This is a genomic window from Actinoplanes missouriensis 431, from assembly GCF_000284295.1.
Taxonomy (GTDB): domain Bacteria; phylum Actinomycetota; class Actinomycetes; order Mycobacteriales; family Micromonosporaceae; genus Actinoplanes; species Actinoplanes missouriensis.
Genome location: NC_017093.1, coordinates 841,177 through 864,719 on the forward strand (window position 1 = coordinate 841,177; position 23,543 = coordinate 864,719).

Consider the following 23,543-nt stretch of genomic DNA (forward strand, 5'->3'; position numbering starts at 1 on the left):
GTGGTCATGTCTTCACCAGCCAACGCCGCACCTTCTTGCGCCGGGACGCCCGCACCAGCGCGGGCACCTCACGCAAGGTCTCCTTACCCACTTGTTCCTGCCTGCCGTACAGCACGCCGAAATGGAAACTGTCCGGACCGATCTCCCGCAGGACCTCCCGGGCGATCGTGGAGTCCTGGTGGGCGCCGAGGCCGTCCTGCAGCGCGGTCAGCGCCTTCACCAGCTGCTTCGCGGGCCCGCCGTGCTCCGGCTGGATCACCTCGACGGCGTAGCGCGCCCTCTTGTAGGACTTGCGCGCCTCGTGCAGCTCCTCGTCGACCCCACCGGCGATCGCGGCGTCCAGTTCGTCGTCCGCCTTCTTCAAGACCTTCCGGGTACGCCGTGACGGGTCCCCGCCATCGTGCCCGGGGTTGTCCACCAGCGCGTCGACGGCGTCCAGCAGGGTGAGATAACGGTCCGAATCGAGGGCTTCGGCGAGCTCGGCACGGCCCTTCTCGACGCGATGCTCCAGCGCCGCCCGGATCCGCCCGGCGACCGGCTCGAACTCCGGACCCGACTCGTCCAGGCCGGCCAGCAGCTTGCCCTCCAGCACCTGCGGGTCACGGACCGCGCCGAGCATCCCGGCCAGCCAGCGCAGCTCGTCGCCGACGCCGGTCTCCGGGAACCAGCGGCGGTAGGTCTTCAGGGTGCTGCGCAGCCGCCGGGTCGCCACGCGCATCTTGTGCACGGCGTCGGGATCACCCTGACGGGCCGCGGGGTCGTGCCCGATGATGGCGTCGCGCTGCTCACGGGCGTACCGGAGGACGGGGTTGACCTTGCTCTTGGTCTTGGCCTTGGTCCCGGTCTGTGCGGCGCGCTCGGCGGCGGCGAGCCGGTCGGCCAGCGCGCGGGAGACCTTGGAGGGACCGGCGGCCGGGGTGGCGCCCGCATCGAGCAGCGCCCGCTCCACGGCGTCCAGAACCGCCACGTCACCGTCGACCAGCTCGACCTCGATCTCCTGCCAGGCGCTCTCGCCGTCATCGGACTCGGCGTTCACCCGGTCCTGTGCGATCAGAGCGAGGGTACGGCCGTCCGCGTCCCGCAACGGGGTCTCCACCCGATGGGTGCGCAACCGGCACACCGGGGCCAGCGGCTGCTGCCGGACGATGCCGCGCACCAGGGGCAGCAGCTCGTCCGGAACGGCGTCACCCTCGTGCCCGGAGACCCGATGTTCGGTACGCCCGGAGCCGTCACCCGGGGTCTTCAGGTGCCAGCCGGCGTCGTGCCCGCCGGACCGCCGCCGAAGTGTCCGGCGATTTCTCATCAACCGGAGGTCTTCGGTGTCGAAGTAGGTGGCGTCAAGATCATGGGTTTCGGCGCCGTTCACGCCGGTGATGCCGGCCACCCCGGCCAGCTCGGGAAGTTCGAAGGTCTCAGGGACGTCGTACTTGCGCTCGGTCTCGGTGGCGATCTCCACGTGTCAATGGTGCCCCGTTGCGCGCTCCTGACACAGTCATGTCTCAGGTTGAGGTGTCATCGTGGGTTCCGGCCCGCTTCCCGGCTTGTGAGGAGAGCTGCGTGGACAAGCCCGAACGCCGTACTGTTTCCCTGGCCAAATCGCTGAACGGCCTCCGCCTGATCGGCGCCGGAGCCGTCCTCGGCCTGGCGCTCGCCGTGCCCGCGTCGCCGGCCGCCGCCGACCCGCCGAGGCCGCAGCCCGGCCCGGTCGCCGAGCACGACGCCGGCGAGGAGTGAGTGGTCAGGGCTGGTTCCTGAGGTACTGGGCACGGGCGTAATTGGCGGTCGCCGCGCCGTAATACATGGTCGCCAGCGCCACGTGGAAACTGTTGTTGGTGATCGCGTTCTTGGCGCTGGCCGAGGCCGCCCAGCGGATCTCCGCGTCCGTCTTGTTGATCCCCCGACGCGCGCAGCGCTGCCGGTTCATCTCCTTGCCGAGCTTCCAGCTCTCCATGGCGATCTCGGCTTCCCGCATCATCGCCCGGGCCTGCTGCGTCATCGCTTCAGCCAGTTCCCAGGCGGCTCGCTCGTCCTCGTTCCGGTACCGCGGTGACATGGTCGACCTCCCGCTAAGCCCACTGTTCCGAGTGTGAGTGAGATGTCGGGACATGTCGATTTTTTTCGTTCGAGGGCGTGAATTTACGGGGCGGCCGGTTGCCGTGGTCGGGGTGCGGGGTTCCGTTGCGGCTGAGATCCGTGGCTGCAGCGGGACGGCGGCACACGATGTGCCCGGCGAACGCGGACGGCAGCACACGATATGCCGGGCGAACGCGGGCGGCGGCACGCGATGAGCCTCGCGAACTTGGACGGCGGCACACGCCTGATCCAGGTGCGCGCCGCAGGTCGCGTCGCGGTCCCGAGTGACGTCGCGGTCCCGAGTGCGTCTCGTAGTCCCGCGTGGCGTCTCGCGGCCCCGGAATCGCAGATCTTGGAAACGCCGACGCCGGCTGGTGCCCAGTGCGGACAAAACGGATGGTCGGCAACGCTGTTGACCAGCCGGGCGAGACAAGCTGGTCAACAGTGCTGTCAGCAGCGTGCTCGAACAGCGCTGAGAGCCAGCCGGACCGGCTGGTTCGCAGTGTCGGCTCGGTTCGCAGTGTCGGCTCGGGGCGTTGATCACGCGAACGGGCGTTGCCGGCGGGGGCGAGGGCACACGTTAGCGCTGTGTGTGACGACATCGCTGCCCTGGCGTAGGTGAGAGCGCACGGAGCGGTTGCGTGAGCCTTCATCGACGCCCAGCCACCGTGCGCCGCCGTCTTGGGCAGTAGATGCTTCGGTCCAGGCTTCTACGCGGTCATTGAACAGTCCGGGCCCGCTCCCGGCGAGACGGGATCGGGCCCAGGAGCAGCCAGGCGTCAGCTGGTGCGGGCCACACCGATCGGGCAGGTCATGCCGTTCGGGCCGTGGTTGCAGTAGCCGTACGGGTTCTTCGCGTCGGACAGGTACTGCTGGTGACAGCTGTTCAGCTCTGACCGGCGTGTCATCCCTGTCGCAGTTCCTTCTGCCACTCGGCGAATCGTTGCCGGAGGGCGCGGATGGATTCCGTGTCGACGCCGTAGGGAGCGAATGCGGCATCACTGATCTGGTCGGCCGCTCCCAGCACATCGGCAAAGGTCGAGCGATCGAAACCGGGATCGGCACCCTCGATCAGCCGGAGGAGCTGATCGCTCGTATAGCGGCCACTGGCGAGTACGGCATCGATGTCGAGGAAGTCGCGGGCGAGTGCAGCCCGTAGAGCGCCGCCATCTTGTTGCCGACTGCGTCGTCCGGGTGCAGCACGGGCCCGACGCTCAGAGCCACCGGCGGGTGAGCGCGCCAGTCAGCGGCCAACTCCATCTTCTGCGGCTTCGCGTCAGGCTCGTCGACTCGAGAGATCAGCAGCCGAGCGAAGGTGTCCGCTCGGGCTACGACGTGGACCAGGAAGCCATGGTCCGTCAGGGCCTCTATGACGAGATCAGCGGCGGCGGGGAAGTCTGCCCGGCGCTGCCAGTCGGTGAACAGATCGACGTCACCGCTCGGTCGATCACCCATGCCGTGCTCGCGAACGGCATAGCCACCGGCGAGCGCGAGTCCGTAATCACCTCCGGCCGCGCGAAGGGCGATCTCGGCCAGCTCGCGGTGACGGGGATCCATGCCGGCGACCTTACGCGGCAGGGACCTCCGGCGCGGTCGGCCGAAGCTCCGGAAAGCGCTGTTCCCACGCACGGCGTAGTTCCGGCGGGAGCCAGATCGATGGCCACAGCCTTGTCAGGACCGTCTGATCAAGAAAGACGTGCAGGTCGTCCGGCTTGGCCGCCTCGATGAGGACTGTGCGGTAGAGGTCGACGATCCGGCCGGGGCTGTTCAGGTCGTAGTCGGCCGCACCGGACCAGTCGAGGTGACGCGGCAGGGTGACGACACCCGTCGTCCGCCCGCGAAGCAGGGTGAGATCGTCCGCAACGACGATCGGTTTCGCGTACTGGCGCATCTCAGGCCACCTCCTCCGCACCATCGTCACACGGGACGGACTCCGGAGAGGTGCCCGTCCCGTGTTGCCGAGTCAGCTGGTGCGGGCGACACCGATCGGGCAGGTCATGCCGTTCGGGCCGTGGTTGCAGTAGCCGTACGGGTTCTTCGCGTCGGACAGGTACTGCTGGTGCCGTAGTGACTGCCTCTATCGACGTGCCGGATCCGGTCGATCCGGAGCGGGCCATCCGAGAGCTGCGCTTCGGCACCCAGGTAGACACCCAGACGATCGCCGAAGCCGGCGGAGGCATCACCAGCCGCAATGTCGCCCGCTACATCGCCAAGTACGTCACCAAGGGCGGAGAGATCACCGGCCTCCCGCCGCGACGGATCAAGAGCCTTGACGCCTTGCAACACCTACACCTGCCCGCGCATACGGAGCGCATGGTACGAGTCTGCTTCGCCCTGGACGCCGTGCCTGCGTATGGGGAGGTGCCGTTCCGTCGCTGGGCTCACATGCTCGGCTATCGAGGCCACGCCGCCACTAAAAGCCGCCGCTACTCGGTCACATACGGCGAGCTGCGCGATGAGCGGATGGCGCACCAGGAGGATGAACGCCGCCAGGCCGAAGGGCTACCCGCACGAGATGATCGGGAGATCTTGGTCGACGCCAAGTGGAGGTTCTCCGGTTCAGGGCTAGCTCGCGGTGAGCCGACGATCGTTGATGGCATTCGTGCCGGCCAGGAGACCATGCGTCGCATCGAGCCAACTTGATCGCCTCTCTTGGTCGCCAATCCATGGTTACAACTTTCAATACAGGGTCAAGGCGGCCCGAAACGGGCCGCTCGCGCCGCCAGGGGCGCGAGCTCGTGCCGTCGCTGTCGCTCAGGCCCGACCACGCGAAGAGCCCCGTCGGTACGCGTTTGTCTGGCGCCGAGACGTGCGAATTTGAAGGGTTTGTCGATCTGTCGGCTCATGGCGGAGGCTATGACGGCGTTAAGGCAGTCGCCGGACTTATTCCTGCAATCACGTCTGCAACGGTCAACGCGTAAGCACGGCGTTCAGGGGCTGGCAATGATTGGGCAACCGCTCGAACAGCGAGGTCGTCTGCTGTAACACCTGATTCGATCAAAGTGACCATGCGTGCGCGCAGCATGTCAACTCCAGATCCATTGATTTCTGCGGCCAGTAGAATTGCTGAGGCCTCCAACTCCAGTTCATTCGAAGGCGATTCGAGCAATACACGTTCCAGGATTTTATGTGCGCCATCGTAGCCGAGCACGTACATGGCTGCACTCGCGTTTATCTTTACATCCACGGCGTCCGGGAGTAGCTGCATTGCCCGCTTTAATTGGTGCCATGCAGGCTTGGGTTTGCGAGCGCAAAGGAGGGCCAATCCATAATTGCCTCGCAGCAGCTTCAAGTCAATTCCGCGCTTGACCGCCCGGCGGTAGAAGTGAACGGCCGTCTCAGGCTCGTGTTGGATGAGAAGAAGGTTGGCGTACTGAAGAAGTACATCAACGTCGTCTGGTGCTAGCTCCAGTGCCTTTTCAAGCTTATAGCGCGCTGCGGGAAAATCCTTAGCGAAGTACTGGTCTATCTTGGCCGCTATGAACCATATCTGAAAATTATTGGGCTGCTTCGCTATGGCCTGTTCGATCATTTCGATAGCACGTTCAACGCTGGCCCCATGTTCCGCAATGAAGTGCGCGCGCCTAGCGATGGTTACGGGGTTGCCGATGTCTAGTGACGCGCGTTGGTGCAGAGCGTCAGCCCTCCCGATGCTTGCGCCGTCCTGAGAGAGCAAGTCGGCGAAGTCAGAAAGAATCCAGGACGGCACGTCTGGTTCGGACGCCCTCAGTGCGGTTTCATACATCTCTTTGGCGGCCAGCCAATCTCCGTCGTCGAACCAGAACCGTTTCGCGAGATTTGCGAGGGCAGTCGTGTTTCGCGGGTCTAGTTCTATAGCGCGCCTGAAGGCCTCCTTCGCTTGTGGTGTCATGCCTTTCGAGTTTAGCCATGCGCCGTAATTGTTCCAAAGCTCGCTATTGGCGGGCTGAAGCTTGAATTGTTCACGGAAGTAATTCGCCGAAGGATTGTAGGAGCCGCTGGCTGATTGTATAAGTCTGACGGGCTTATGCCTGCCATCGGTGTCTATTGCGGGGCGTATGGACAGACCCGCCTGGCCCAATATTTGAGCCATCTCGGGCGTAATGAAGTCACCCTTCTGTTGATCAGTCAAGAAAGGCCGACTAGTGCCTCGACCAGTCGCGTCAATCGAAGCAACGTAGCATCCTTCACTCACCGTTCCCGACCCGTAACGATACTTTGCTTGTTCTTGGATCGCATTACGTCGGCTCGCTGCGATGTTTACATCCCTAAGTCGTTCCTTGATCTTTGCTTCTGGCAATCCGGAGCGCAGCGCGGCCTCCAAGCCTTCCTGTTCAAGTTTCGAAACGGAATGCACGGCGCCGGCTAGGAATAAGCGAGCCTTCTTAGGCTTGGCAATACTGACGCTGAAGTGATCGGATGGGGCGCTGGGCAAAGGGCTGCCGGGTATGTCGTTGACCGATTGGTAATTGGAGACGAAGGCGATGGTCGACTGGCTTCCAATTACGGCACCTACAACAAATGTGTGCCACTTTGCTCGTGGGTCCAAGATTTTCGCGATCGACGTTTCTGCCGTAATGAGTCTTGAAAGGGCTTCCTGGAATGTGAGATCACTGCGGAAGCCACCCACAGTCCTTGCCATCCATTCACCGACCGGCATCGCGTCGATAACAGAAACTCCCGTCACGCCAACCAAGCCTTGCCATCCGGCGCCTTGAATTGACACCAGCTTATGTGCGCTATCGTCAACCGTCTGGCGTGTATAGGGATTCGTTAGTCGGAAATCGCATGACATGTGGACCGAAAGCTCATCTGCGAGAACTTGAACTAAAGTCATACTGAGATAGCTCCCTATGGCTAAGCGAGCAATGAAGGCCGGTCGCCCTGCGCGAAGTTATCGCGGTGCGCCCACTCAGTGCCGATGAGGCTACCTAGCTCAATCCGCCGCTCTACTAGGTCACGTCTGACTGTTGCCAGCCTGGCGGGAGCTTCGGGAGGCCGATCAGCACGTCTAGGTTGAGATGCTCCTTGAGCATGTGTTTTAGATTGCGACCTTCGATGATCTGGATGCGTCCGTTGGCTGCGGCGAAGTCGCGGCTCGCCTTGCCAACCCATGAGGTCGTCACGAGGACGCCCTTGGCGGCGCGCTTGTGGTCCATGACACCGGCCAGGGCGTGAACGGCTTCGAGGCCGACGATCTTGCTGTAGCGCTTGGCTTGGATGATGCAGAGCCCGCCCACGATCGGGTCCTCATTGATGGCGACGCCATCGACGCCTTCGTCTTTGGACGCCTGAGTAACCCATGACTTCATGCCGATGGCTTCGAAGAGCCGGCGAATGAGGTGTTCGAACTCGCCGGGCGAGAGGGTTAGCAGATCGGTGCGGCTGTCCATGCCGGCGACAACGTCCATCTCATCTACGAACTTGTACTTCGACAGGTCGAAGGACACCACTGGCCGGACGGCTTCAAGGTCATATGGGTGCGGAGAAACGATGGCGTTGAGGTGACTGCGGAGGCACAGCACGGGATCGAGCTCAGGCTCGTCGAGTTCTATCTCGGCGAATCTGTCCCGTTCAGCATCGATGCTGATCAGCAACGGGCGGATCGCTCGACCGGTCGCCTTGTCCTTGGTGGAGACGTAGCCGTTGAAGACGACGCCGGCGACAAGGTCGGGCGCCGTGGCGTCGAAGGCCTCCGCGATGGTGCGAAGTGTCAGCCGTGCAAGGAGGTCGCCGTAGAGCTTCTTGGTCTCCGGTTCCTTACGTGGCACGGCCGTCATGCCCTTCGCCTTGGTATAGCGGTAGGCGACGACTGTAGGTACTGCATCCTGAAGCGGTAGCTCATATTCGATGAGCAACTCGCGGGAGGCGGCGTCGTAGTGCGCGGCGGCCTTGCCTGTCAGGCCCTCTGGGTAGCGGGACTGGGCAAGGACATGTTGTAAGCGCTCAACGAAGGGGTCGGGTCCGCCGTTCGACAGAGTCGCGCTCAGTTCGACGGTTGCGTCGGCGGCACGGCGGTTCCTGTGCATCAAGAGCTTCGCGAACTCGGCAAACCTGGCCGTCACCGCCTCGGTCCGGAACTCTGCTTCTGCGATCTTTCGGGCGTGCTCTTCTTGGTCCGCCAAACGTTTGGCGGCGGCTGCTTCCTGTGCTTTTGCGCGCGTTTCGGCGTTTCGGCGTCGTTCCTCAGCCTGCGCCCGCTGAGCGGCTTCACGCGCTGCCTTCGTTGCTGCCTGGTCAGCCAGGCGTTGCGCCTGTACTTCCTGCCGCAGCCGCGCTGCCTCGGCCTTCTTCGCGGCAGCCTCGGCCTTCTTCGCGGCAGCCTCGGCCTGTTTGGCCTCCCGGTCCGCCTCCGCTTGCTGACGCTTCTGCTCCGCGATCAGCTCGCGATGCCTGCGTGCCTCTGCCTGGGCTTCCAGCTTTTTGGCCTGCTTGCGGGCATCGATCATCTGAGCGATCAGGCCCTTGCGTCGCGCCATTCATCCTCCGCAGGTTCCAGATAGACAGGCATGACGGTAACCCGACTCGCAACGCAGCGGAAAGAGTCAGTAGCTCCGAGTGACCCGCGGTGGTCGTGCTTCGCGGCCATGTGCGCGGAAGATGCACCCGTTCGGGCAGAGTAAGCAGACGAAGGCCCGGAGCATCATGGTTGCTCCGGGCCTTCGCCTTGACCACGGGCCGGACCAGCCTCGTCCGGCCCCGCTATCCGAGTCTCCTTAGCGCCAACCGAGGAGACCCGGCTTCAACCTCCCACAGCTAGCGTTGGGTAGTCAATGGCTAGTCATTGGTGGTCTACTCGGAAGTGCCAACCGAGGAGATCACCTGTGCCGCCGCGTTACCGATACGAAGAGATCGCTGACGACCTTCAGAAGCGGATCGCCGCTGGCGAGTTCCCGCCTGGCTCCCGGCTGCCCAGCCGTCGCGAGCTGATCGCGCACTACGAGGTCACCGAACCTGTCATCGACCGCGCGATGCAGATCCTGAGGGTCAAGGAGATCACCGAGACCCTGCCAGGCGTCGGAGTCTTCGTCCGCGAACAGTGACCGCCGGTCGCGCTCGGCCTGCTGGCGGCGCAAGCGCCGGCATCGGCCGGCGCACCGGCTCACCATCGGAGCCAAATCAAGAGCCATGCCTCCGGCGGGGATCTCAGGCCTCCGGGATGGAGGAAGCCATCCCGCCGCCCGTCGCCCCAGTCGCAGCCGAGCAGGCCACCGTCGGGACCGCCAGCCCTCGTACTCACCTCACGCCACGCGCGAAGTGGCGGCCCCGACGGCGGCCCGCTCCCCCGGAGGGTGGGTCGACGGCCGACGGGATGGCAGGCAGAAACGAGCTGAGCCCGCACCCGCCAACGGCGAGCACGAGCCCAGATCAGAAGAGCATCAGTTGGTGCGAGCCACCCCGATCGGGCAGGTCATCCCGTTCGGCCCGTGGTTGCAGTACCCGTTGGGGTTTTTATCACTTGAAAGGTACTGCTGGTGGTAGTCCTCGGCGTAGTAGTACCGCGTCAGCGGCTTGATCTCGGTGGTGATGCTGCCGTGGCCGGCTGCCGTGACCACCGGCTGGAAGGCCTCCAGCGACGCCTGAGCCGTCGCCGCCTGTGCGTCCGTCGTGGTGTAGATCGCCGATCGGTACTGGGTGCCCACGTCGTTGCCCTGGCGCATGCCCTGGGTCGGGTCGTGGTTCTCCCAGAACGCCTTCAGCAGGTCCTCGTACGAGACGACGGCGGGGTCGTAGACGACCTGGACCGCCTCGGTGTGCCCGGTCGTCCCGGAGCAGGTCTCCTCGTACGTCGGGTTGGCGGTGAAGCCTCCGGCGTAGCCGACCGAGGTCGAGTGGACCCCGGGGATCTGCCAGAAGATGCGCTCGGCGCCCCAGAAACAGCCCATTCCGAAGACGGCCAGCTCGTACCCGGCCGGCCAGGGGCCCTTCATCGGAGTCCCGAGCACGGTGTGGGTCGCGGCGACCTGGATCTCGGCATCGCGGCCGGGCAGGGCGGTCTCGGCGGTGGGCAGGTCGAGCTTCTTGTACCGCAGGAACACGGTCACTCCCTTCGTCCAGTTTCTGCAACGCTGAGGGAGCGATATTCATTACCAATTCTGGCGGCGAAGTCGGCCGCCTCGTCGTCGCTCGCGTACTTGTGCCGGGGCCAGAAGAAGCCGCGCAGGCCGTCGCCCTTGGTGCGGGGCACGACGTGGGTGTGCAGGTGCGGCACCGACTGGGAGACGATGTTGTTCTCCGCGACGAAGGTGCCCTGTGCGCCGAGCGCACGCGGAACGGCGGTGGCGATCGCCTGGACGAAGGCGAAATATCCGGGCAGAAGCTCGGGCGGCAGCAGCGGCAACTCGACGATGTGCGGACGCGGGATCACCAGGACGTGCCCCTTGAACACCGGACGGATGTCGAGGAACGCCACGCCGGCGGGCGACGAGGCCACGACGAACGCCGGGACGGTCTCCGCCACAATGCCACAGAACACGCAGTCGGCCACCTGGTGAGACTAGCCTTGCGCAACATGACGGCAAATGAGTACGGGTTCGACACCCTCGCCATCCACGCCGGCCAGGAGCCGGATCCGCGGACCGGCGCGGTGGTGCCGCCCATCTACCAGACCAGCACGTACGCACAGGACGCCGTCGGCGCCCCGCGCCTGGGGTACGAGTACAGCCGCTCGTCCAACCCGACCCGCGACGCGCTGCAGGAGTGCCTCGCGGCGATCGAGGCGGGCCGGCGCGGGCTCGCTTTCGCGAGCGGCCTGGCGGCCGAGGACACCCTTCTGCGTACGGTGTGCCGGCCGGGCGATCACGTGGTCATCCCGAACGACGCGTACGGCGGCACGTTCCGCCTCTTCTCCAAGGTGGCCGAGCGCTGGGGTCTGGACTGGACCGCCGTGCCGCTGGACGACCTGGACGCGGTGCGCGCCGCGTTCCGGCCCGGCCACACCCGGCTGATCTGGGCCGAGACGCCGACCAACCCGCTGCTGAACATCGCCGACATCCCGGCGCTGGCCGGGCTGGCCCACGAGTACGACGCGATGCTCGCGGTGGACAACACGTTCGCCTCGCCGTACCTGCAGCAGCCGCTCGCCCTCGGCGCCGACGTGGTGATCCACTCGACGACCAAGTACATCGGCGGGCACTCCGACGTGGTGGGTGGCGCGCTGATCACCGCGGACGCCGGGCTCGGCGACGAGCTGGCCTTCCATCAGAACGCGATGGGTGGCGTCAACGGTCCGTTCGACGCCTGGCTGACCCTCCGGGGGATCAAGACCCTGGGGGTACGGATGGACAGGCACTGTGACAACGCGGAGCGGATCGCCGGTTACCTGAGCGAGCACAAGGCAGTGGCGCAGGTCCTCTACCCGGGCCTGGAGAGCCACCCCGGTCACGAGATCGCGGCCAAGCAGATGAGCCGGTTCGGCGGCATGGTCTCGTTCCGCGCGGCGGGCGGTCCGGAGAAGGCGGTAGAGATCTGCAACCGGGCGAAGCTCTTCGTGCTCGCCGAGTCGCTGGGCGGCGTCGAATCGCTGATCGAGCACCCGGGGCAGATGACACATCTGTCGGCTGCGGGCTCAGCGCTTGAGGTTCCCGCCGATCTCGTGAGACTGTCTGTCGGCATCGAAACCGTTGACGATCTGCTCGCCGACCTCGAGCAGGCGCTGGGTTAAAGAGACCGACGCTGGAGAATCTGCGCGATGACGACGACCTGGGTGGGAGCGACCGCCAAACAGATCGCCCGTGCGGTGCGCCGCGGCGACGCGAGCGCCACCCAGGTCGTGGCCGACCATCTGGAGCAGATCGCCATCTCCGACCCGGAGCTTGGCGCGTTCCGGGTGGTCCGCGACGTGGAGGCGATCACCGAGGCGGAGAAGGTCGACGATCAGGAGGACCTGGTCAACCTTCCGCTGGCGGGCGTGCCGGTGGCGGTCAAGGAGAACACCGCGGTGGCGGGTCTTCCGACGTGGCACGGGAGCGCGGCAGCCCGTACCCCCGAGGTGGCTGAAGAGGACCACGAAGTGGTCCGCAGGCTGCGCGGAGCCGGCGCCGTCGTGGTCGGGGTGACCAGGATGCCGGAGATGGGTCTCTGGGCGGCGACCGACGACGACGCCGGCGTGACCCGCAACCCGTGGGACCTGGAGCGGACGCCCGGCGGATCGTCCGGTGGCGCGGCAGCCGCTGTCGCGGCCGGTCTGGTGCCGATCGCGCAGGGCAACGACGGCCTCGGCTCGATCCGGATCCCGGCGGCCTGCTGCGGCCTGGTCGGCCTGAAACCGGGGCGCGGTGTGGTGCCGGTGGACTTCGGTGACAAGGACTGGTTCGGCCTGGTGGAGAACGGCATGCTGGCCACCACGGTGGCTGACGCCGCGCTCGGCTTCTCGGTGCTGGCCGGGCTGACCCCGCAGAAACTGGTGGAGCCGAGCCGGCTGCGGGTCGGCGTCTCGCTGCGGCCGCCGATCGCCGGCGTGAAACCGGACGAGCCGAACGTCGGCGCCGTGACGACCGCCTCGAAACTGCTCACCCAGGCCGGTCACGACACGATCGCCGCCGACCCGAAATACCCGACCGGGGTGGCGCTGGGGGTGCTGGCCACCTGGTTCGCCGGGGCGTACCGGAACTCCGAGGGTCTGCCGGTGGACCGGCTGCAGGCCCGGACCCAGCGGCACATCAAGCTCGGCAAGGCGGCGATGCGGCTCAACCTGGTCCGCCAGTCGCACCGGGACGCGTGGCGCGAGCGGGCCATCCGGTTCTTCGCCGACAACTCCCTCGACCTGCTGCTCACCCCGGCGCTGGCCGGTGTGCCGCCGCTCGCGGTGCGATACTCGTCCGCGTCGTGGATGAAGAACATGCAGGACAACGCCAACTACGCGCCGTACCAGGCACCCTGGAACTACTCCGGGCTGCCGGCGATCGTGGTGCCGGTCGGTTCCCGGCCGGACGGGCTGCCGCTCGCCGTCCAGCTGGTCGGCCCGCCGGACTCGGAGATGCTGTTGCTCTCCGTGGCCGGTCAGTTCGAGCTGCAGAACCCGTGGCAGCGGCAGAACCTGGTCTGAGGCGTTGATGGCACGATTGGTGCCCATGACCGCACCACTGGATCTGCTCACCCTCGCCGACGTCGAGGCCGCCCGTGACCTGCTGGCCGGGGTGGCCAAGACGACGCCGCTGATCACCTCCCGGCCGCTCACCGAGATCACCGGGGTGCCGGTCTGGCTCAAGTGCGAGAACCAGCAGCGCGCCGGGTCGTACAAGGTGCGCGGCGCGTACACCCGGATCGCCCGGCTCTCCGCGGAGGAGCGGGCCCGTGGCGTGGTCGCCGCCTCGGCCGGCAACCACGCGCAGGGTGTCGCTCTCGCGGCCGGGCTGCTCGGCATCCGGGCCACCGTCTTCATGCCGGAGGGCGCGCCGCTGCCCAAGGTCAGCGCCACCAAGGGGTACGGGGCTGCGGTGGAGTACGCCGGGACGAGCGTCGACGACGCGCTGGAGGCGGCACACGAGTTCGCCCGTACCACCGGGGCGGTCCTGATCCACCCGTTCGACCACCCGGACGTGATCGCCGGGCAGGGCACGGTGGCGCTGGAGATCCTGGAGCAGTGCCCGGAGGCCACCACGATCATCACGGCGGTCGGTGGCGGTGGGCTGGTCTCGGGGCTGGCGGTGGCGGCCAAGGCGGTGCGGCCGGACATCCGGATCATCGGGGTGCAGGCGAGCGGCGCGGCCGCGTACCCTCCCTCGCTCGCCGCCGGAGCGCCGCAGAAGCTCGACGCCTGCGCCACGATCGCGGACGGCATCGCCGTCCTGCGTCCCGGCGACCTCACGTTCGCGCATGTCGAGAAACTCGTCGACGACGTCGTCACGGTCACCGACGAGGACCTGTCGGCCGCGCTGCTGATCCTGCTGGAACGCCACAAGACGGTGGTGGAGCCGGCCGGCGCGGCAGCGGTCGCCGCCCTGCTGACCGGCGCGTACGTGCCGCCGCGCGGTGGCCCGGCGGTGGCGATCCTCTCCGGCGGCAACATCGACCCGATGCTGCTGCTCCGGGTGATAGAGCACGGCCTGGCGTCGGCCGGCCGTTTCCTGCGGCTCGCCGTGCGCTGCACCGACCGGCCCGGTCAGCTGGCCCGGCTGCTGAGCGAGATCGCCGACCAGCGGGCGAACATCGTCGACGTGTCGCACTCCCGGCAGAGCCCGCGCCTCAGCTTCGGTGAGGTGGAGGTCGCCCTCTCGGTGGAGACCCGCGGCCCGTCCCACTCGTCCACGCTGATCAGCGCCCTGCGCGACGCCGGTTACCGGGTCTCCCTGCTCGCCGACGCGACTCCCTGAAACGCGAACGGGCTCGCGGTGGGAGACCACCGCGAGCCCGTGCGAGCTTTTCTAACCCTCGAAGGCGCCGAACTTGACGACGGTGACCTTGATGTCGGCGCCGCTGGGGGCCGTGTAGGTCACGGTCTGACCGGTCCGCGCGCCGAGGATCGCCTTGCCGAGCGCCGACTCCGGGCTGTACACGGTGAGGTCGGTCGTGGAGGAGATCTCCCGGGAACCGAGCAGGAACGTCTCGGTGTCGGCCTGGTCGTCGTCGAAGTAGATCGTCACGACCGAGCCGGGGGTGACCGAGTCGGCGACCTGGACCTCGCCGACCTCCGAGTTGCGCAGGAACTCCTTCAAGTACAGGATGCGGCCTTCCTGCCGGCTCTGCTCCTCGCGGGCGGCGTGGTAGCCGCCGTTCTCGCGAAGGTCGCCTTCCTCGCGCCGAGCGTTGATCTCCGCCGCTATCGCCGGCCGGTTGGCGATCAACTCGTCGAGCTCGGCCTGCAGCCGGTCGTGAGCGTCCTGGGAGAGCCAGGTCTTCGGCGCCTCGGAACTGGACACGGTCGATCTCCTTGCTGACTGGACATTGTTCAGAGCATGGGGGGCAGGGTCAGAGCAGGCCGCTGAAAGAGGCATGCTCAACGCAGCGAATCACCAAGCTTACCAGCGGTATGCGCCCCACTCGGAAGGCGAAAGGTGGTCGGAAACGACTGAGGGCCGGTCAGCCGGCGGCCCGGCAGCCCATCACGTCGCCCACCGAGGCCCGCGCGGTGGTCGGTACCGACTCGCTGACCTCGACGGACCCGCCGCCCGGAGGGCCCTGCACGTCGACCTGCCGGCGCCCGACCTCGAAGCCGTCGTAGTCGCGGGCGCGCAGCATGCAGGTCGCGGTGCCGTCCTCCGGCACCAGGACCCGGAACTGGATCACCATCTCGGTGTCGGTCGGGTCGTTCCAGCCGATGATCTGGGGGTCGTAGTTCCCCTCGCCGAACTTCCGGTAGAGCTGCACGGTGAGGCCCAGGATGACGATCGCGGACAGCGCGACGGCGAGGATCGGCACCCACCGGGAGCGGTTGCCCTCGCGGCGCCGGCCGTAGCGGCCCGGCGGGAAGACCGGCGTTGTGGCGTGCGTCTCGCTCACCTGACGACCTCTCGTGCGTTTGTTGTCGGTGGGATCGGCCAGAATGGCAGGGTCCATCTTCGCAGCCGATCCCGGGCCGCCGTCGGCAGGCCTGGTCGAGAGGGAATTCACGTGGCCGAGCAGTTGCGCCTGATGACCGTGCACGCCCACCCCGACGACGAGTCGAGCAAGGGCGCTGCCACCATGGCGAAATACGTCGCCGAGGGAGTTCAGGTCCTCGTCGCGACCTGTACGGGTGGGGAGCGCGGCAGCGTGCTCAACCCGAAGATGGATCGGCCGGAGGTGCTGGCCGACATCGCCAACATCCGCCGCGACGAGATGACCAGGGCGCGCGAGATCCTCGGCGTCGACCAGGCCTGGCTCGGCTTCGTCGACTCCGGCCTGCCCGAGGGCGACCCGCTGCCGCCGCTGCCCGAGGGCTGCTTCGGCCTGCAGGACCCGCAGGAGGCGGCCAAGCCGCTGATCAAGCTGATCCGCGAGTTCCGGCCGCACGTCATGACGACCTATGACGAGAACGGCGGTTACCCGCACCCCGACCACATCATGTGCCACAAGGTCTCGGTGGTGGCCTTCGAGGCGGCCGGCGACCCGGAGCGGTTCCCGGAACTGGGCGAGCCGTGGCAGCCGCTGAAGCTGTACTACAACTCCGGCTGGACCCGGGCGCGCATGCTCGCTCTCCACGAGGGGATGCTGGCGGCGGGACTGGAATCGCCGTACACGGAATGGTTGGAGAAATCGTCGGAGCGGCAGGACCGCGGCGACAAGATCACCACCCGGATCGAGTGCGGGGAGTACTTCGGGATCCGCGATGACGCGCTGCGCGCCCACGCCACGCAGGTCGACCCGGACGGGTTCTGGTTCAAGATCCCGCTGGAGCTGCAGCAGAAGGTGTGGCCGACCGAGGACTTCGAGCTCGCCCGTTCGCTGGTGGACAGCCCGATTCCGGAGTCCGACCTGTTCGCGGGCATCCGGGAGAAGGTCGCGACCCACTGAGGCAGTACGCTGAGGGCGTGGACGTCTTCGCTGTCAACAACTTCGGTGACACCCGTTCGGGCGGCTTGGCCGGTCCGATGGGTCTGTTCCTCATCGTCCTCATGTGTGTCGCCACGGTTCTGCTGATCCGCAACATGAACAAGCGGATTCGTCGGCTTCCCGACAGTTTTTCGGACGCCGCCGAGCGCGATCGTGTGGCAGAGATCGCCCGGCTGGACGCCGATGCTCAGCGTCCGGCTGCGGCGGCCGGCTCCGATGTCGAAGCGGATCGATCCGCTGCTCCGGTGACCATGGAGGAACCCGAGGTGACGGGCGCGGCCGAGGAGAAGCGCGACTCCACCGCCGGTGGCGGAGCGGACCGCGCCTGACGGTGCGGGCGTCCCTCGTACCCGTGGTGGTTTCCCTCCGGCAGAGCTGAGTGTCGCCGTCTCGGGTCCGTCAAGCCCTGTTGCGTTCATCGGTATTGATTTAGCCTTCCGCCCGGGGGCCACACGGCCCCTGGACCCTGCGCGGAAGGGGGCGCCGAGATGACACCTTTCCGGCGCGAATTCTCCGCACAGCATCTGCACGTGCAGATTACTGTGCACGTGCACGGCGGGCGGTTCTCGTGACAGCCGAGAACCGCTCCCAACCCGGCCGTACGCGTCCGGTGCGCATCCTGACCGCGGCCGTCGTGGTGGCCGCCGCCGTCGCCGTGGTGATCGGCGTCCTGCAGCCGGTGCAGCTCCCCGCCGACCGCCCGCTCCCCGCCCTCGACGGCATCTGCGTCGCGGCCGTGCTGGCCGCCATCGCGCAACTTGCGGGCCTCCGGTTCCGGCTCGGGCCGGACGCGGTCTCGGTCAGCTGGGCCGAAGCGGCGGTGGTGGTCGGCTTCGTGGTGGCGCCGGCCGGCTGGCTGCCCGCCGCCACCCTGATCGGCACCGGCGCGGCCTGGATGCTGCTCGCCTGGTTCACGGGCCTGCGCAACCCGGCCGAGATCGTCCACCTGGTCGCCTCGATGACCGTCGGCGTGGCCGGCGCCGCGTTCGTCACCACGATCCTCGCCGGGGACGCCCCGATCGGTGGCACCCGGCTGCCGCTCGCCCTGGTGGCCGGCGCCGCGACCTACCTCCTGATCACGTTCGGCCTGGTCGTGCTGACGCTGGTCCTGCACCGCGACGCGGCGCCCGGCCGGATCGCCGCCCGGGTCCTCTACGCCAAGCTGCCGATGTCGATCGGCAACGTGCTGGTCGGTCTCGGCGCGGTGTTCGCGCTGGTCCGTGAGCCGCTCTGGCTGCTCGCCTTCGGGCCGGCCCTCTGGCTGCTGCACCGCACCTACCGCTTCCACCTGCGCGCCGCCGAGGAACGCCGGATGTGGGAAGCCTTCGCGGTCGCCACCGCCCGGCTGCCCGGAACCACCGAGGCCGAGGTGGCCCGGGCCGGTCTGCGCGGCGCGCTCGACGTCTTCGGGGCCCGCCGCGCCGAGCTGGAGGTCCGGGGCGGCACCGGACACCGCCGGTACGCGCAGGACGGCCCCGGCCTGGGTGACCCCGCCGCCGCCCGCTCCGGGCCGGCCATCACGCGCAGCATGGCGGTCGCCGGGCACCCGGTCGGCGAGCTCACCGTCTGGCTCGGTGAGCCCAGTCTGCCGGTGCCGCAGGACGAGGCGGCCATCACGGCGTACGGCGAGGCGCTGGCCGGTGCGCTGCACGACGCGGCGGCGCACCAGCGGATCGCCGAGCTGGACGCCCGCGCGGCGTACGAGCGAGTGCACGACCCGCTCACCGGGCTGATCAACCGGACCGCGTTCGCCGAGCGGGGCGACCTGCTGCTGCGCTCGCTGGACCGGGGTCAGCACGTGGCCCTGCTGCTGCTCGACGTGGTCGACTTCCGCGAGGTCAACCGGACGCTCGGCCACCGCGGCGGCGACGAGGTGCTGCGGCTCGTCGCGGAGCGGCTGGTCGAGCTGGCCCGGCCGCTGGAGCTCGTCGCGCGGACCGGCGACGACGAGTTCGCACTGCTGCTGCCGGCGATGGCGGCGCTCTCCGACCAGGGCAGCCGGGCCGCCGGCTCGCTGCCGCCGGCCCTGCGCCGGGCCCGGGAGCTGGTCGAGCAGCTGCGGCTGCCGATGGAGGTGGCCGGGGTGCGCCTCGCCGTCGAGGTGACCGTCGGCGTGGTGGCGGAACGGCCGGGCCGGATCGAGGTGAGCGAGCTGCTCCGGCGGGCGTCGCTCGCGGTCGGCCAGGCCAAGGAGCTGAACGTGACGGTCGGGACGTACGACAGCAGCCAGGACGCGAGCAGCACCGATCACCTGGCACTGCTCGCCGAACTGCAGGACGCGTTCGCCGCCGACGACCAGATCGTGCTGCACCTGCAGCCCGCCGTCGACCTGGTGACGGCCGCGCCGACCGGGGTGGAGGCGCTGGTCCGGTGGCGGCACCCGCGCCGCGGGCAGCTCTCGCCGGGCGCCTTCCTGCCCGCCGTGGAGCGCAGCGAACTGCTCATCCCGTTCACCCGGCGGGTGCTCGACCTGGCCCTCGCGGCCGCCGCCGACTGGGCGGCCCACGGCATCGACATCCCGGTCTCGGTGAACGTGTCGGCGCGCAGCCTCACCGACCCGACGTTCCCGGCCCAGGTCACCGAGGCGCTGCGCCGCCACCGGACGCCCGCCTCACGGCTGGTCCTGGAGATCACCGAGTCGGTGGCGGTGAGCGAGCAGGAGATCGTCGACGAGGTGCTGGCCCGGCTGCGCGCGTCCGGCGTGCAGATGTCGCTCGACGACTTCGGCACCGGGTTCTCCTCGCTCGCCTCGGTCACCCGGATGCCTGTCGACGAGATCAAGATCGACCGGTCGTTCGTGGACGAGATGATCGACAAGCCGGCGGCCGGCGCGGTCGTGCGCGGCGCGGTCGAGCTCGGCGCGCGGCTCGGCGTCCGGGTGGTGGCCGAGGGCATCGAGACCATCGAGCAGCGGGCCGCGCTGATCGAGCTGGGCTGCCCGATCGCGCAGGGTTACCACTTCTGCAAACCCATGCCGGCCGACAAGATCGTCCAGGCGCTGACGCAGCTCCGGGAGGACGCGCCGGCCCCGGTGACCCGGTTGCGGGCGGACGGCGCCTCCTGAGGCGTCGTGAGAGGCCTGCAACGTGGCCTTTGCAGCACAAGGACAACCCCGTCGACTGGTGGCAGTGGTCGGCGGAGGCGTTCGAGGAGACTCGCCGCCGGGACGTGCCGGTGATCATTTCTGTGGGGTATGCGGCCTGCCACTGGTCGCTGTCAGTGACCTCGTCGACCCAGTAGTCGACGTACTGAAGGCCAGCTTCGGGAGTAGCCAGAGCGCTGCCAGCGAAACGCGATGGCACACGACGGGCGAAGACGGCAGGATTCCGTCCGGGTGAGTTGCTTGCCGATCCGGCTGCGACGGTTGCACGTCGACGGGCGTACTTTCGTGTGGCGTGCGGAGATCCGTCACGTCCAGGGCAGTGGTGACTGCCATCGCTGCATTCGCGTACGCGTCTGGGGGAACGGCAAGACCAGTCGGGTACGACAGGCGGACTTGCTGTCCTCGGCCTTGCCGTCGCCGTGGGGAGCGTGCGCGACAGGCGGCGCCTACCCCACTTCCTCTGACCTGCGCGCGATCATCACGTATGCCGTGGGTGCCGGCTGGAGTCCCGATCTTGGGGGCGCAACGTTCGTGCTGTCGGAACGAGCACACGCAAGCCGATTCGCTTTGCCCGGCTTTCTGCTCACCGATCGCTTGCGGACGACGGAGAGCGCAGACCCCACCGTCCGGGTCGGAAGCTTCCACGAGGCCCACGAGGAAGGCGTACGCCGGGGCTGATGTGATCGATCGAGAAGGCGTCTCACGGCTATTGGCTGATGGATGTCCAGAGCCGGTCGACCGGCATGATGTGGATGCGGTCCTCGTAGGTGAAGGACCGGAGTCCTGTGCTGAGAGCGACTCCGGCGATGAACTTGTCGCCAAGCGCCGCTCGTAGCTTGCGGAGACCTTTTAGATCGGTGCCCGCGACGCGTTCGTTTGCCTTGACTTCGAAGGCGAGTACCTGGCCGTCATCGAACTCGATGACGTAATCGAACGGGCACTCCCCGGGCGCGGGCCAAGGTGCTCAAGACCGTGGACTTGCCGACGGAGCGTGGGCCGTGCAAGGCGATGACCGGCTCCACAGGGAGCAAGTTGTCGAGCAGCGCAGAGACACGCCGTTCCGCGAACCTGGCGAGTGGCTCCACCATGCTGTCTCCGATGACGGTGTAGTGCCAAATACCGGAAGGTAAAGTACCAAAATCAGAGATGGAGAACTACTAAAATTTGAGGGCCTGAACTACCCAATCGTGAGGCCGCCTTGAGCGTCACGGCATCCCGGGCGAGGACGACGGGGTAGCCGAGTCGTGCCTCATCCCGCGGCCACCCTTGTGAGAGGGTTGGTCCATGAACCGGCTGGGTAGTGCCAACTCGCCCTACCTCCTCCAGCACGCCGACAACCCCGTTGACTGGTGGCCGTGGGGGGACGATGCTTTCGCGGAGGCCAAGCGGCGAGACGTGCCTTTACTGATCTCAGTAGGGTATTCGAGCTGTCATTGGTGTCACGTGATGGCGCACGAGTCCTTCGAGGACGCGGCGATCGCCGCGCAGATGAACGAGGGCTTCGTCTCGGTCAAGGTGGACCGCGAGGAGCGACCCGACGTGGACGCCGTCTACATGACCGCCACGCAGGCGATGACCGGTCAGGGCGGCTGGCCGATGACGGTCTTCGCCACGCCCGACGGCGACCCGTTCTTCTGCGGCACCTATTTCCCGCGCGACCAGTTCGGCCGGCTGCTCGCCAGCGTCACCACCGCGTGGCGTGATCAGCGCGACGACGTGCTGAAACAGGGCGCCGCCGTGGTCGAGGCGGTGGGTGGCGCGCAGATGATCGGCGGGCCGCGGGCGCCGATCTCCGGCGACCTTCTCGCGGCCGCCGCCCAAGGCCTCGCCAAGGAGCAGGATCAGACGTACGGGGGATTCGGCGGCGCCCCGAAATTCCCGCCGCACATGAACCTGCTGTTCCTGCTGCGTCACCACGAGCGGACTGGTTCGGCCGACGCCCTGGAGATCGTCCGGCACGCGTGTGAGCGGATGGCCCGCGGCGGCATCTACGACCAGCTGGCCGGTGGCTTCGCCCGCTACGCGGTGGACGAGACCTGGACCGTGCCGCACTTCGAGAAGATGCTCTACGACAACGCGCTGCTGCTGCGGGTCTACACCCAGCTGTGGCGGCTCACCGGCGACCTGTTCGCCCGCCGGATCGCCGACGAGACGGCGGCGTTCCTGCTGCGCGACCTCGGGACGGCGCAGGGCGGCCTGGCGTCGGCGCTGGACGCCGACACCTCCGGCGTGGAGGGCCTGACGTACGCGTGGACGCCCGCGGAGCTGGCCGAGGCGCTGGGTGCGGAGGACGGCGCCTGGGCCGCCGACCTGTTCCGGGTGACCGAGCCCGGCACTTTCGCCCATAATTCGGCCTCCGCGCCGATAGACGGCGCTGCGGACCGAATGAAGGGCGTTGAGCACGGCAAGAGCGTGCTGGTGCTGGCCCGGGACATCGACGAGGCGGATCCGGCGATCGTGGAGCGCTGGCGGGACGTGCGGCAGCGGCTCCTGACGGCGCGGAACGGACGGCCCCAGCCGGCCCGGGACGACAAGGTCGTCGCGTCGTGGAACGGGCTGGCGATCACCGCGCTGGCCGAGCACGGTGTGCTCACCGGGTCGGCCGGCTCGCGGGACGCGGCGGTCGCGCTCGCCGAGGTGCTCGCCGATCGGCACCTCGTGGACGGGCGGCTGCGCCGCGTCTCACGTGACGGTGTGGCCGGGGAACCCGCCGGGGTGCTGGAGGACTACGGGAGCGTGGCGGAGGCGTTCCTCGCCGTGCACCAGGTGACCGCCTCCCCCCGGTGGCTGACTCTCGCGGGGGAGTTGCTGGACGTGGCGCTGGCCCGGTTCGGCAGCGGGGACGGCGGGTTCTACGACACGGCCGACGACGCGGAGAAACTGCTCACCCGCCCGGCCGACCCGACGGACAACGCCACACCGTCCGGTCTGTCCGTGGTGTGCGCGGCGCTGGTGTCGTACGCGGCGCTGAGCGGCTCGACGGCGCACCGGGAGGCGGCGGACGCGGCGCTCGCCACGGTCGGCCCGCTGATCGGGGGACACCCGCGGTTCGCCGGTTACGCGGCGGCGGTGGCCGAGGCGGCACTGACCGGCCCCTACGAGATCGCTATCGCCACGACCGACCGGACGGCCGCGGATCCGCTGGTGGAGGCGGCGCACTGGTCGGCGCCGGGCGGCACGGTGATCGTCGTCGGGGAACCGGACCGGCCGGGCGTGCCGCTGCTGGCGGACCGCCCGCTGATCGGCGGGGCGTCGACGGCTTACGTCTGCCGGGGCTTCGTCTGCGACCGTCCGGTCACCACACCGGGCGACCTGGCCGACCGCCTGGGTCAGTCGCCGACGGAGAGGTGATCCCCGACGGAGGTCTGAAGCAACCAGGTGAGCGGCACCCTGGCGGTGACTTCATAGGCGCCGTCGGGGCCGAGCCGGTGGATGGTGACCGTGTTGGCGGTGTCGCGGGCCACGGTCCAGTACTGCGGGATCCCGGCGGCGGCGAATTCCGACACCTTGACGACTTGATCGATCGCCTCGGAGCCGGGCGAGATGATCTCGATAGCCAGAACCAGGTCGGCGGTGGACATCCAGACCGCCGGTGGCTGAGGACGGGACCAGACCGTGAGATCGGGAACGCGTCCGCCCTCGCCGTCCGGACCGGGGACCCGGATGCCGGCGACCTGCATGATCTGTTCGAGTGGCAGCCCCGCGGCGATGAGCCATGCCATCAGCCGCGTGGCGATGATCGCGTGCTGATTGTCCGGGGGAGGCACGACGGAGAGCGCTCCTTCGACACTGGTTTCGTAGCGGTGACCATGCGTGTCCGCTTCGATCATCGCGGCGAGGTCGTCGAGCGTGATGACGGCCGGCATGTGCCGGCCTACCGCTTCTGCGCTCATGGCGACATCGTATCGGCGGGGCA

20 protein-coding genes and 4 pseudogenes are annotated in these 23,543 nt (G+C 67.9%); 11 read left to right on the plus strand and 13 right to left on the minus strand.

Features of this window, described 5'->3' with window-relative positions; translation table 11 throughout:
* Window positions 1-4: 4 nt before the first annotated feature.
* Window positions 5-1,456, minus strand: a complete 1,452-nt coding sequence (locus AMIS_RS03985) for a CYTH and CHAD domain-containing protein (RefSeq protein WP_014440903.1) — start codon at window positions 1,454-1,456, stop codon at window positions 5-7.
* Between the two features lie 101 nt (window positions 1,457-1,557).
* Between AMIS_RS03985 and AMIS_RS43250 the strand changes: the two genes are divergently transcribed.
* A complete protein-coding gene (locus AMIS_RS43250) occupies window positions 1,558-1,734 on the plus strand; it encodes a hypothetical protein (RefSeq protein ID WP_014440904.1) in 177 nt (58 codons plus the stop codon).
* Between the two features lie 4 nt (window positions 1,735-1,738).
* On the opposite strand, the gene AMIS_RS03990 is transcribed toward AMIS_RS43250, so the two are convergent.
* The 5 genes and pseudogenes from AMIS_RS03990 to AMIS_RS42250 all read right to left on the minus strand — a co-directional run.
* Window positions 1,739-2,053, minus strand: a complete 315-nt coding sequence (locus tag AMIS_RS03990; protein WP_014440905.1) for a hypothetical protein — start codon at window positions 2,051-2,053, stop codon at window positions 1,739-1,741.
* A gap of 799 nt (window positions 2,054-2,852) precedes the next feature.
* Window positions 2,853-2,951: pseudogene (locus tag AMIS_RS42245) on the minus strand (peptide-methionine (S)-S-oxide reductase MsrA); the annotation flags it as partial.
* Window positions 2,952-2,977: 26 nt separating this feature from the next.
* A pseudogene (locus AMIS_RS03995) lies at window positions 2,978-3,630 on the minus strand (nucleotidyl transferase AbiEii/AbiGii toxin family protein).
* A gap of 10 nt (window positions 3,631-3,640) precedes the next feature.
* Window positions 3,641-3,964, minus strand: coding sequence for a hypothetical protein (locus tag AMIS_RS04000; RefSeq protein ID WP_041829545.1), 324 nt, complete (start codon window positions 3,962-3,964; stop codon window positions 3,641-3,643).
* Between the two features lie 72 nt (window positions 3,965-4,036).
* Window positions 4,037-4,135, minus strand: a pseudogene (locus AMIS_RS42250) (peptide-methionine (S)-S-oxide reductase MsrA); the annotation flags it as partial.
* A gap of 5 nt (window positions 4,136-4,140) precedes the next feature.
* Here AMIS_RS42250 and AMIS_RS44820 point away from each other — a divergent pair.
* Entirely contained in the window at window positions 4,141-4,716 is a 576-nt protein-coding gene (locus tag AMIS_RS44820) for a replication initiator (protein WP_051041813.1), read from the plus strand.
* A 211-nt stretch (window positions 4,717-4,927) separates the two neighbouring features.
* Here the strand turns inward: AMIS_RS44820 and AMIS_RS42255 are convergent, their stop codons facing one another.
* Window positions 4,928-6,889: a tetratricopeptide repeat protein gene (locus AMIS_RS42255; RefSeq protein WP_014440911.1), complete on the minus strand. Its 1,962-nt coding sequence runs from the start codon at window positions 6,887-6,889 to the stop codon at window positions 4,928-4,930.
* A 115-nt stretch (window positions 6,890-7,004) separates the two neighbouring features.
* A complete protein-coding gene (locus tag AMIS_RS04010) occupies window positions 7,005-8,531 on the minus strand; it encodes a restriction endonuclease (protein ID WP_014440912.1) in 1,527 nt (508 codons plus the stop codon).
* Window positions 8,532-8,825: 294 nt separating this feature from the next.
* On the opposite strand from AMIS_RS04010, the gene AMIS_RS04015 reads away from it, so the two are divergent.
* Window positions 8,826-9,095, plus strand: a complete 270-nt coding sequence (locus AMIS_RS04015; RefSeq protein ID WP_051041814.1) for a winged helix-turn-helix domain-containing protein — start codon at window positions 8,826-8,828, stop codon at window positions 9,093-9,095.
* Window positions 9,096-9,431: 336 nt separating this feature from the next.
* Here AMIS_RS04015 and msrA read toward each other — a convergent pair whose 3' ends face one another.
* Together msrA and AMIS_RS04025 are read right to left on the minus strand one after the other, a co-directional pair.
* A complete protein-coding gene (gene msrA, locus AMIS_RS04020; RefSeq protein ID WP_041830482.1) occupies window positions 9,432-10,091 on the minus strand; it encodes a peptide-methionine (S)-S-oxide reductase MsrA in 660 nt (219 codons plus the stop codon).
* Window positions 10,092-10,093: 2 nt separating this feature from the next.
* Complete coding sequence (locus AMIS_RS04025; protein WP_014440915.1) at window positions 10,094-10,540, minus strand: HIT family protein; 447 nt, start codon at window positions 10,538-10,540, stop codon at window positions 10,094-10,096.
* Between the two features lie 24 nt (window positions 10,541-10,564).
* Here AMIS_RS04025 and AMIS_RS04030 point away from each other — a divergent pair, with 24 nt between their 5' ends.
* The 3 genes from AMIS_RS04030 to ilvA are packed head-to-tail and all read left to right on the plus strand — an operon-like array spanning window position 10,565 to window position 14,366.
* A complete protein-coding gene (locus tag AMIS_RS04030) occupies window positions 10,565-11,716 on the plus strand; it encodes a cystathionine gamma-synthase (protein WP_014440916.1) in 1,152 nt (383 codons plus the stop codon).
* Between the two features lie 27 nt (window positions 11,717-11,743).
* Window positions 11,744-13,099 carry an amidase gene (locus tag AMIS_RS04035; protein WP_014440917.1) on the plus strand — a complete coding sequence of 452 codons (1,356 nt, stop codon included), beginning with the start codon at window positions 11,744-11,746 and terminating at the stop codon, window positions 13,097-13,099.
* 25 nt (window positions 13,100-13,124) lie between these two features.
* Complete coding sequence (ilvA, locus tag AMIS_RS04040) at window positions 13,125-14,366, plus strand: threonine ammonia-lyase (protein WP_041829546.1); 1,242 nt, start codon at window positions 13,125-13,127, stop codon at window positions 14,364-14,366.
* 51 nt (window positions 14,367-14,417) lie between these two features.
* On the opposite strand, the gene greA is transcribed toward ilvA, so the two are convergent.
* Both greA and AMIS_RS04050 read right to left on the minus strand, forming a co-directional pair.
* Window positions 14,418-14,912, minus strand: a complete 495-nt coding sequence (greA, locus tag AMIS_RS04045; RefSeq protein ID WP_014440919.1) for a transcription elongation factor GreA — start codon at window positions 14,910-14,912, stop codon at window positions 14,418-14,420.
* Window positions 14,913-15,072: 160 nt separating this feature from the next.
* Window positions 15,073-15,492 (minus strand): DUF4307 domain-containing protein, encoded by a 420-nt coding sequence (locus tag AMIS_RS04050; protein ID WP_014440920.1) that lies wholly within the window; start codon window positions 15,490-15,492, stop codon window positions 15,073-15,075.
* Window positions 15,493-15,603: 111 nt separating this feature from the next.
* Between AMIS_RS04050 and mca the strand changes: the two genes are divergently transcribed.
* The 5 genes and pseudogenes from mca to AMIS_RS04070 all read left to right on the plus strand — a co-directional run bounded on the left by mca (window position 15,604) and on the right by AMIS_RS04070 (window position 22,978).
* Window positions 15,604-16,485 (plus strand): mycothiol conjugate amidase Mca, encoded by an 882-nt coding sequence (gene mca / locus AMIS_RS04055; RefSeq protein WP_014440921.1) that lies wholly within the window; start codon window positions 15,604-15,606, stop codon window positions 16,483-16,485.
* A 77-nt stretch (window positions 16,486-16,562) separates the two neighbouring features.
* On the plus strand, window positions 16,563-16,853 hold the full coding sequence (locus AMIS_RS04060) for a hypothetical protein (protein WP_172666551.1): 291 nt from the start codon (window positions 16,563-16,565) through the stop codon (window positions 16,851-16,853).
* Window positions 16,854-17,092: 239 nt separating this feature from the next.
* Entirely contained in the window at window positions 17,093-19,588 is a 2,496-nt protein-coding gene (locus tag AMIS_RS04065) for a putative bifunctional diguanylate cyclase/phosphodiesterase (RefSeq protein WP_014440923.1), read from the plus strand.
* Window positions 19,585-19,734, plus strand: a pseudogene (locus AMIS_RS43255) (DUF255 domain-containing protein); the annotation flags it as partial. The gene AMIS_RS04065 and the pseudogene AMIS_RS43255, both read left to right, overlap by 4 nt.
* Window positions 19,735-20,911: 1,177 nt before the next feature.
* A complete protein-coding gene (locus AMIS_RS04070) occupies window positions 20,912-22,978 on the plus strand; it encodes a thioredoxin domain-containing protein (protein ID WP_014440927.1) in 2,067 nt (688 codons plus the stop codon).
* Here the strand turns inward: AMIS_RS04070 and AMIS_RS04075 are convergent.
* Window positions 22,957-23,520 carry a Uma2 family endonuclease gene (locus AMIS_RS04075; RefSeq protein WP_041829547.1) on the minus strand — a complete coding sequence of 188 codons (564 nt, stop codon included), beginning with the start codon at window positions 23,518-23,520 and terminating at the stop codon, window positions 22,957-22,959. The genes AMIS_RS04070 and AMIS_RS04075 overlap by 22 nt on opposite strands.
* Window positions 23,521-23,543 lie beyond the last annotated feature (23 nt).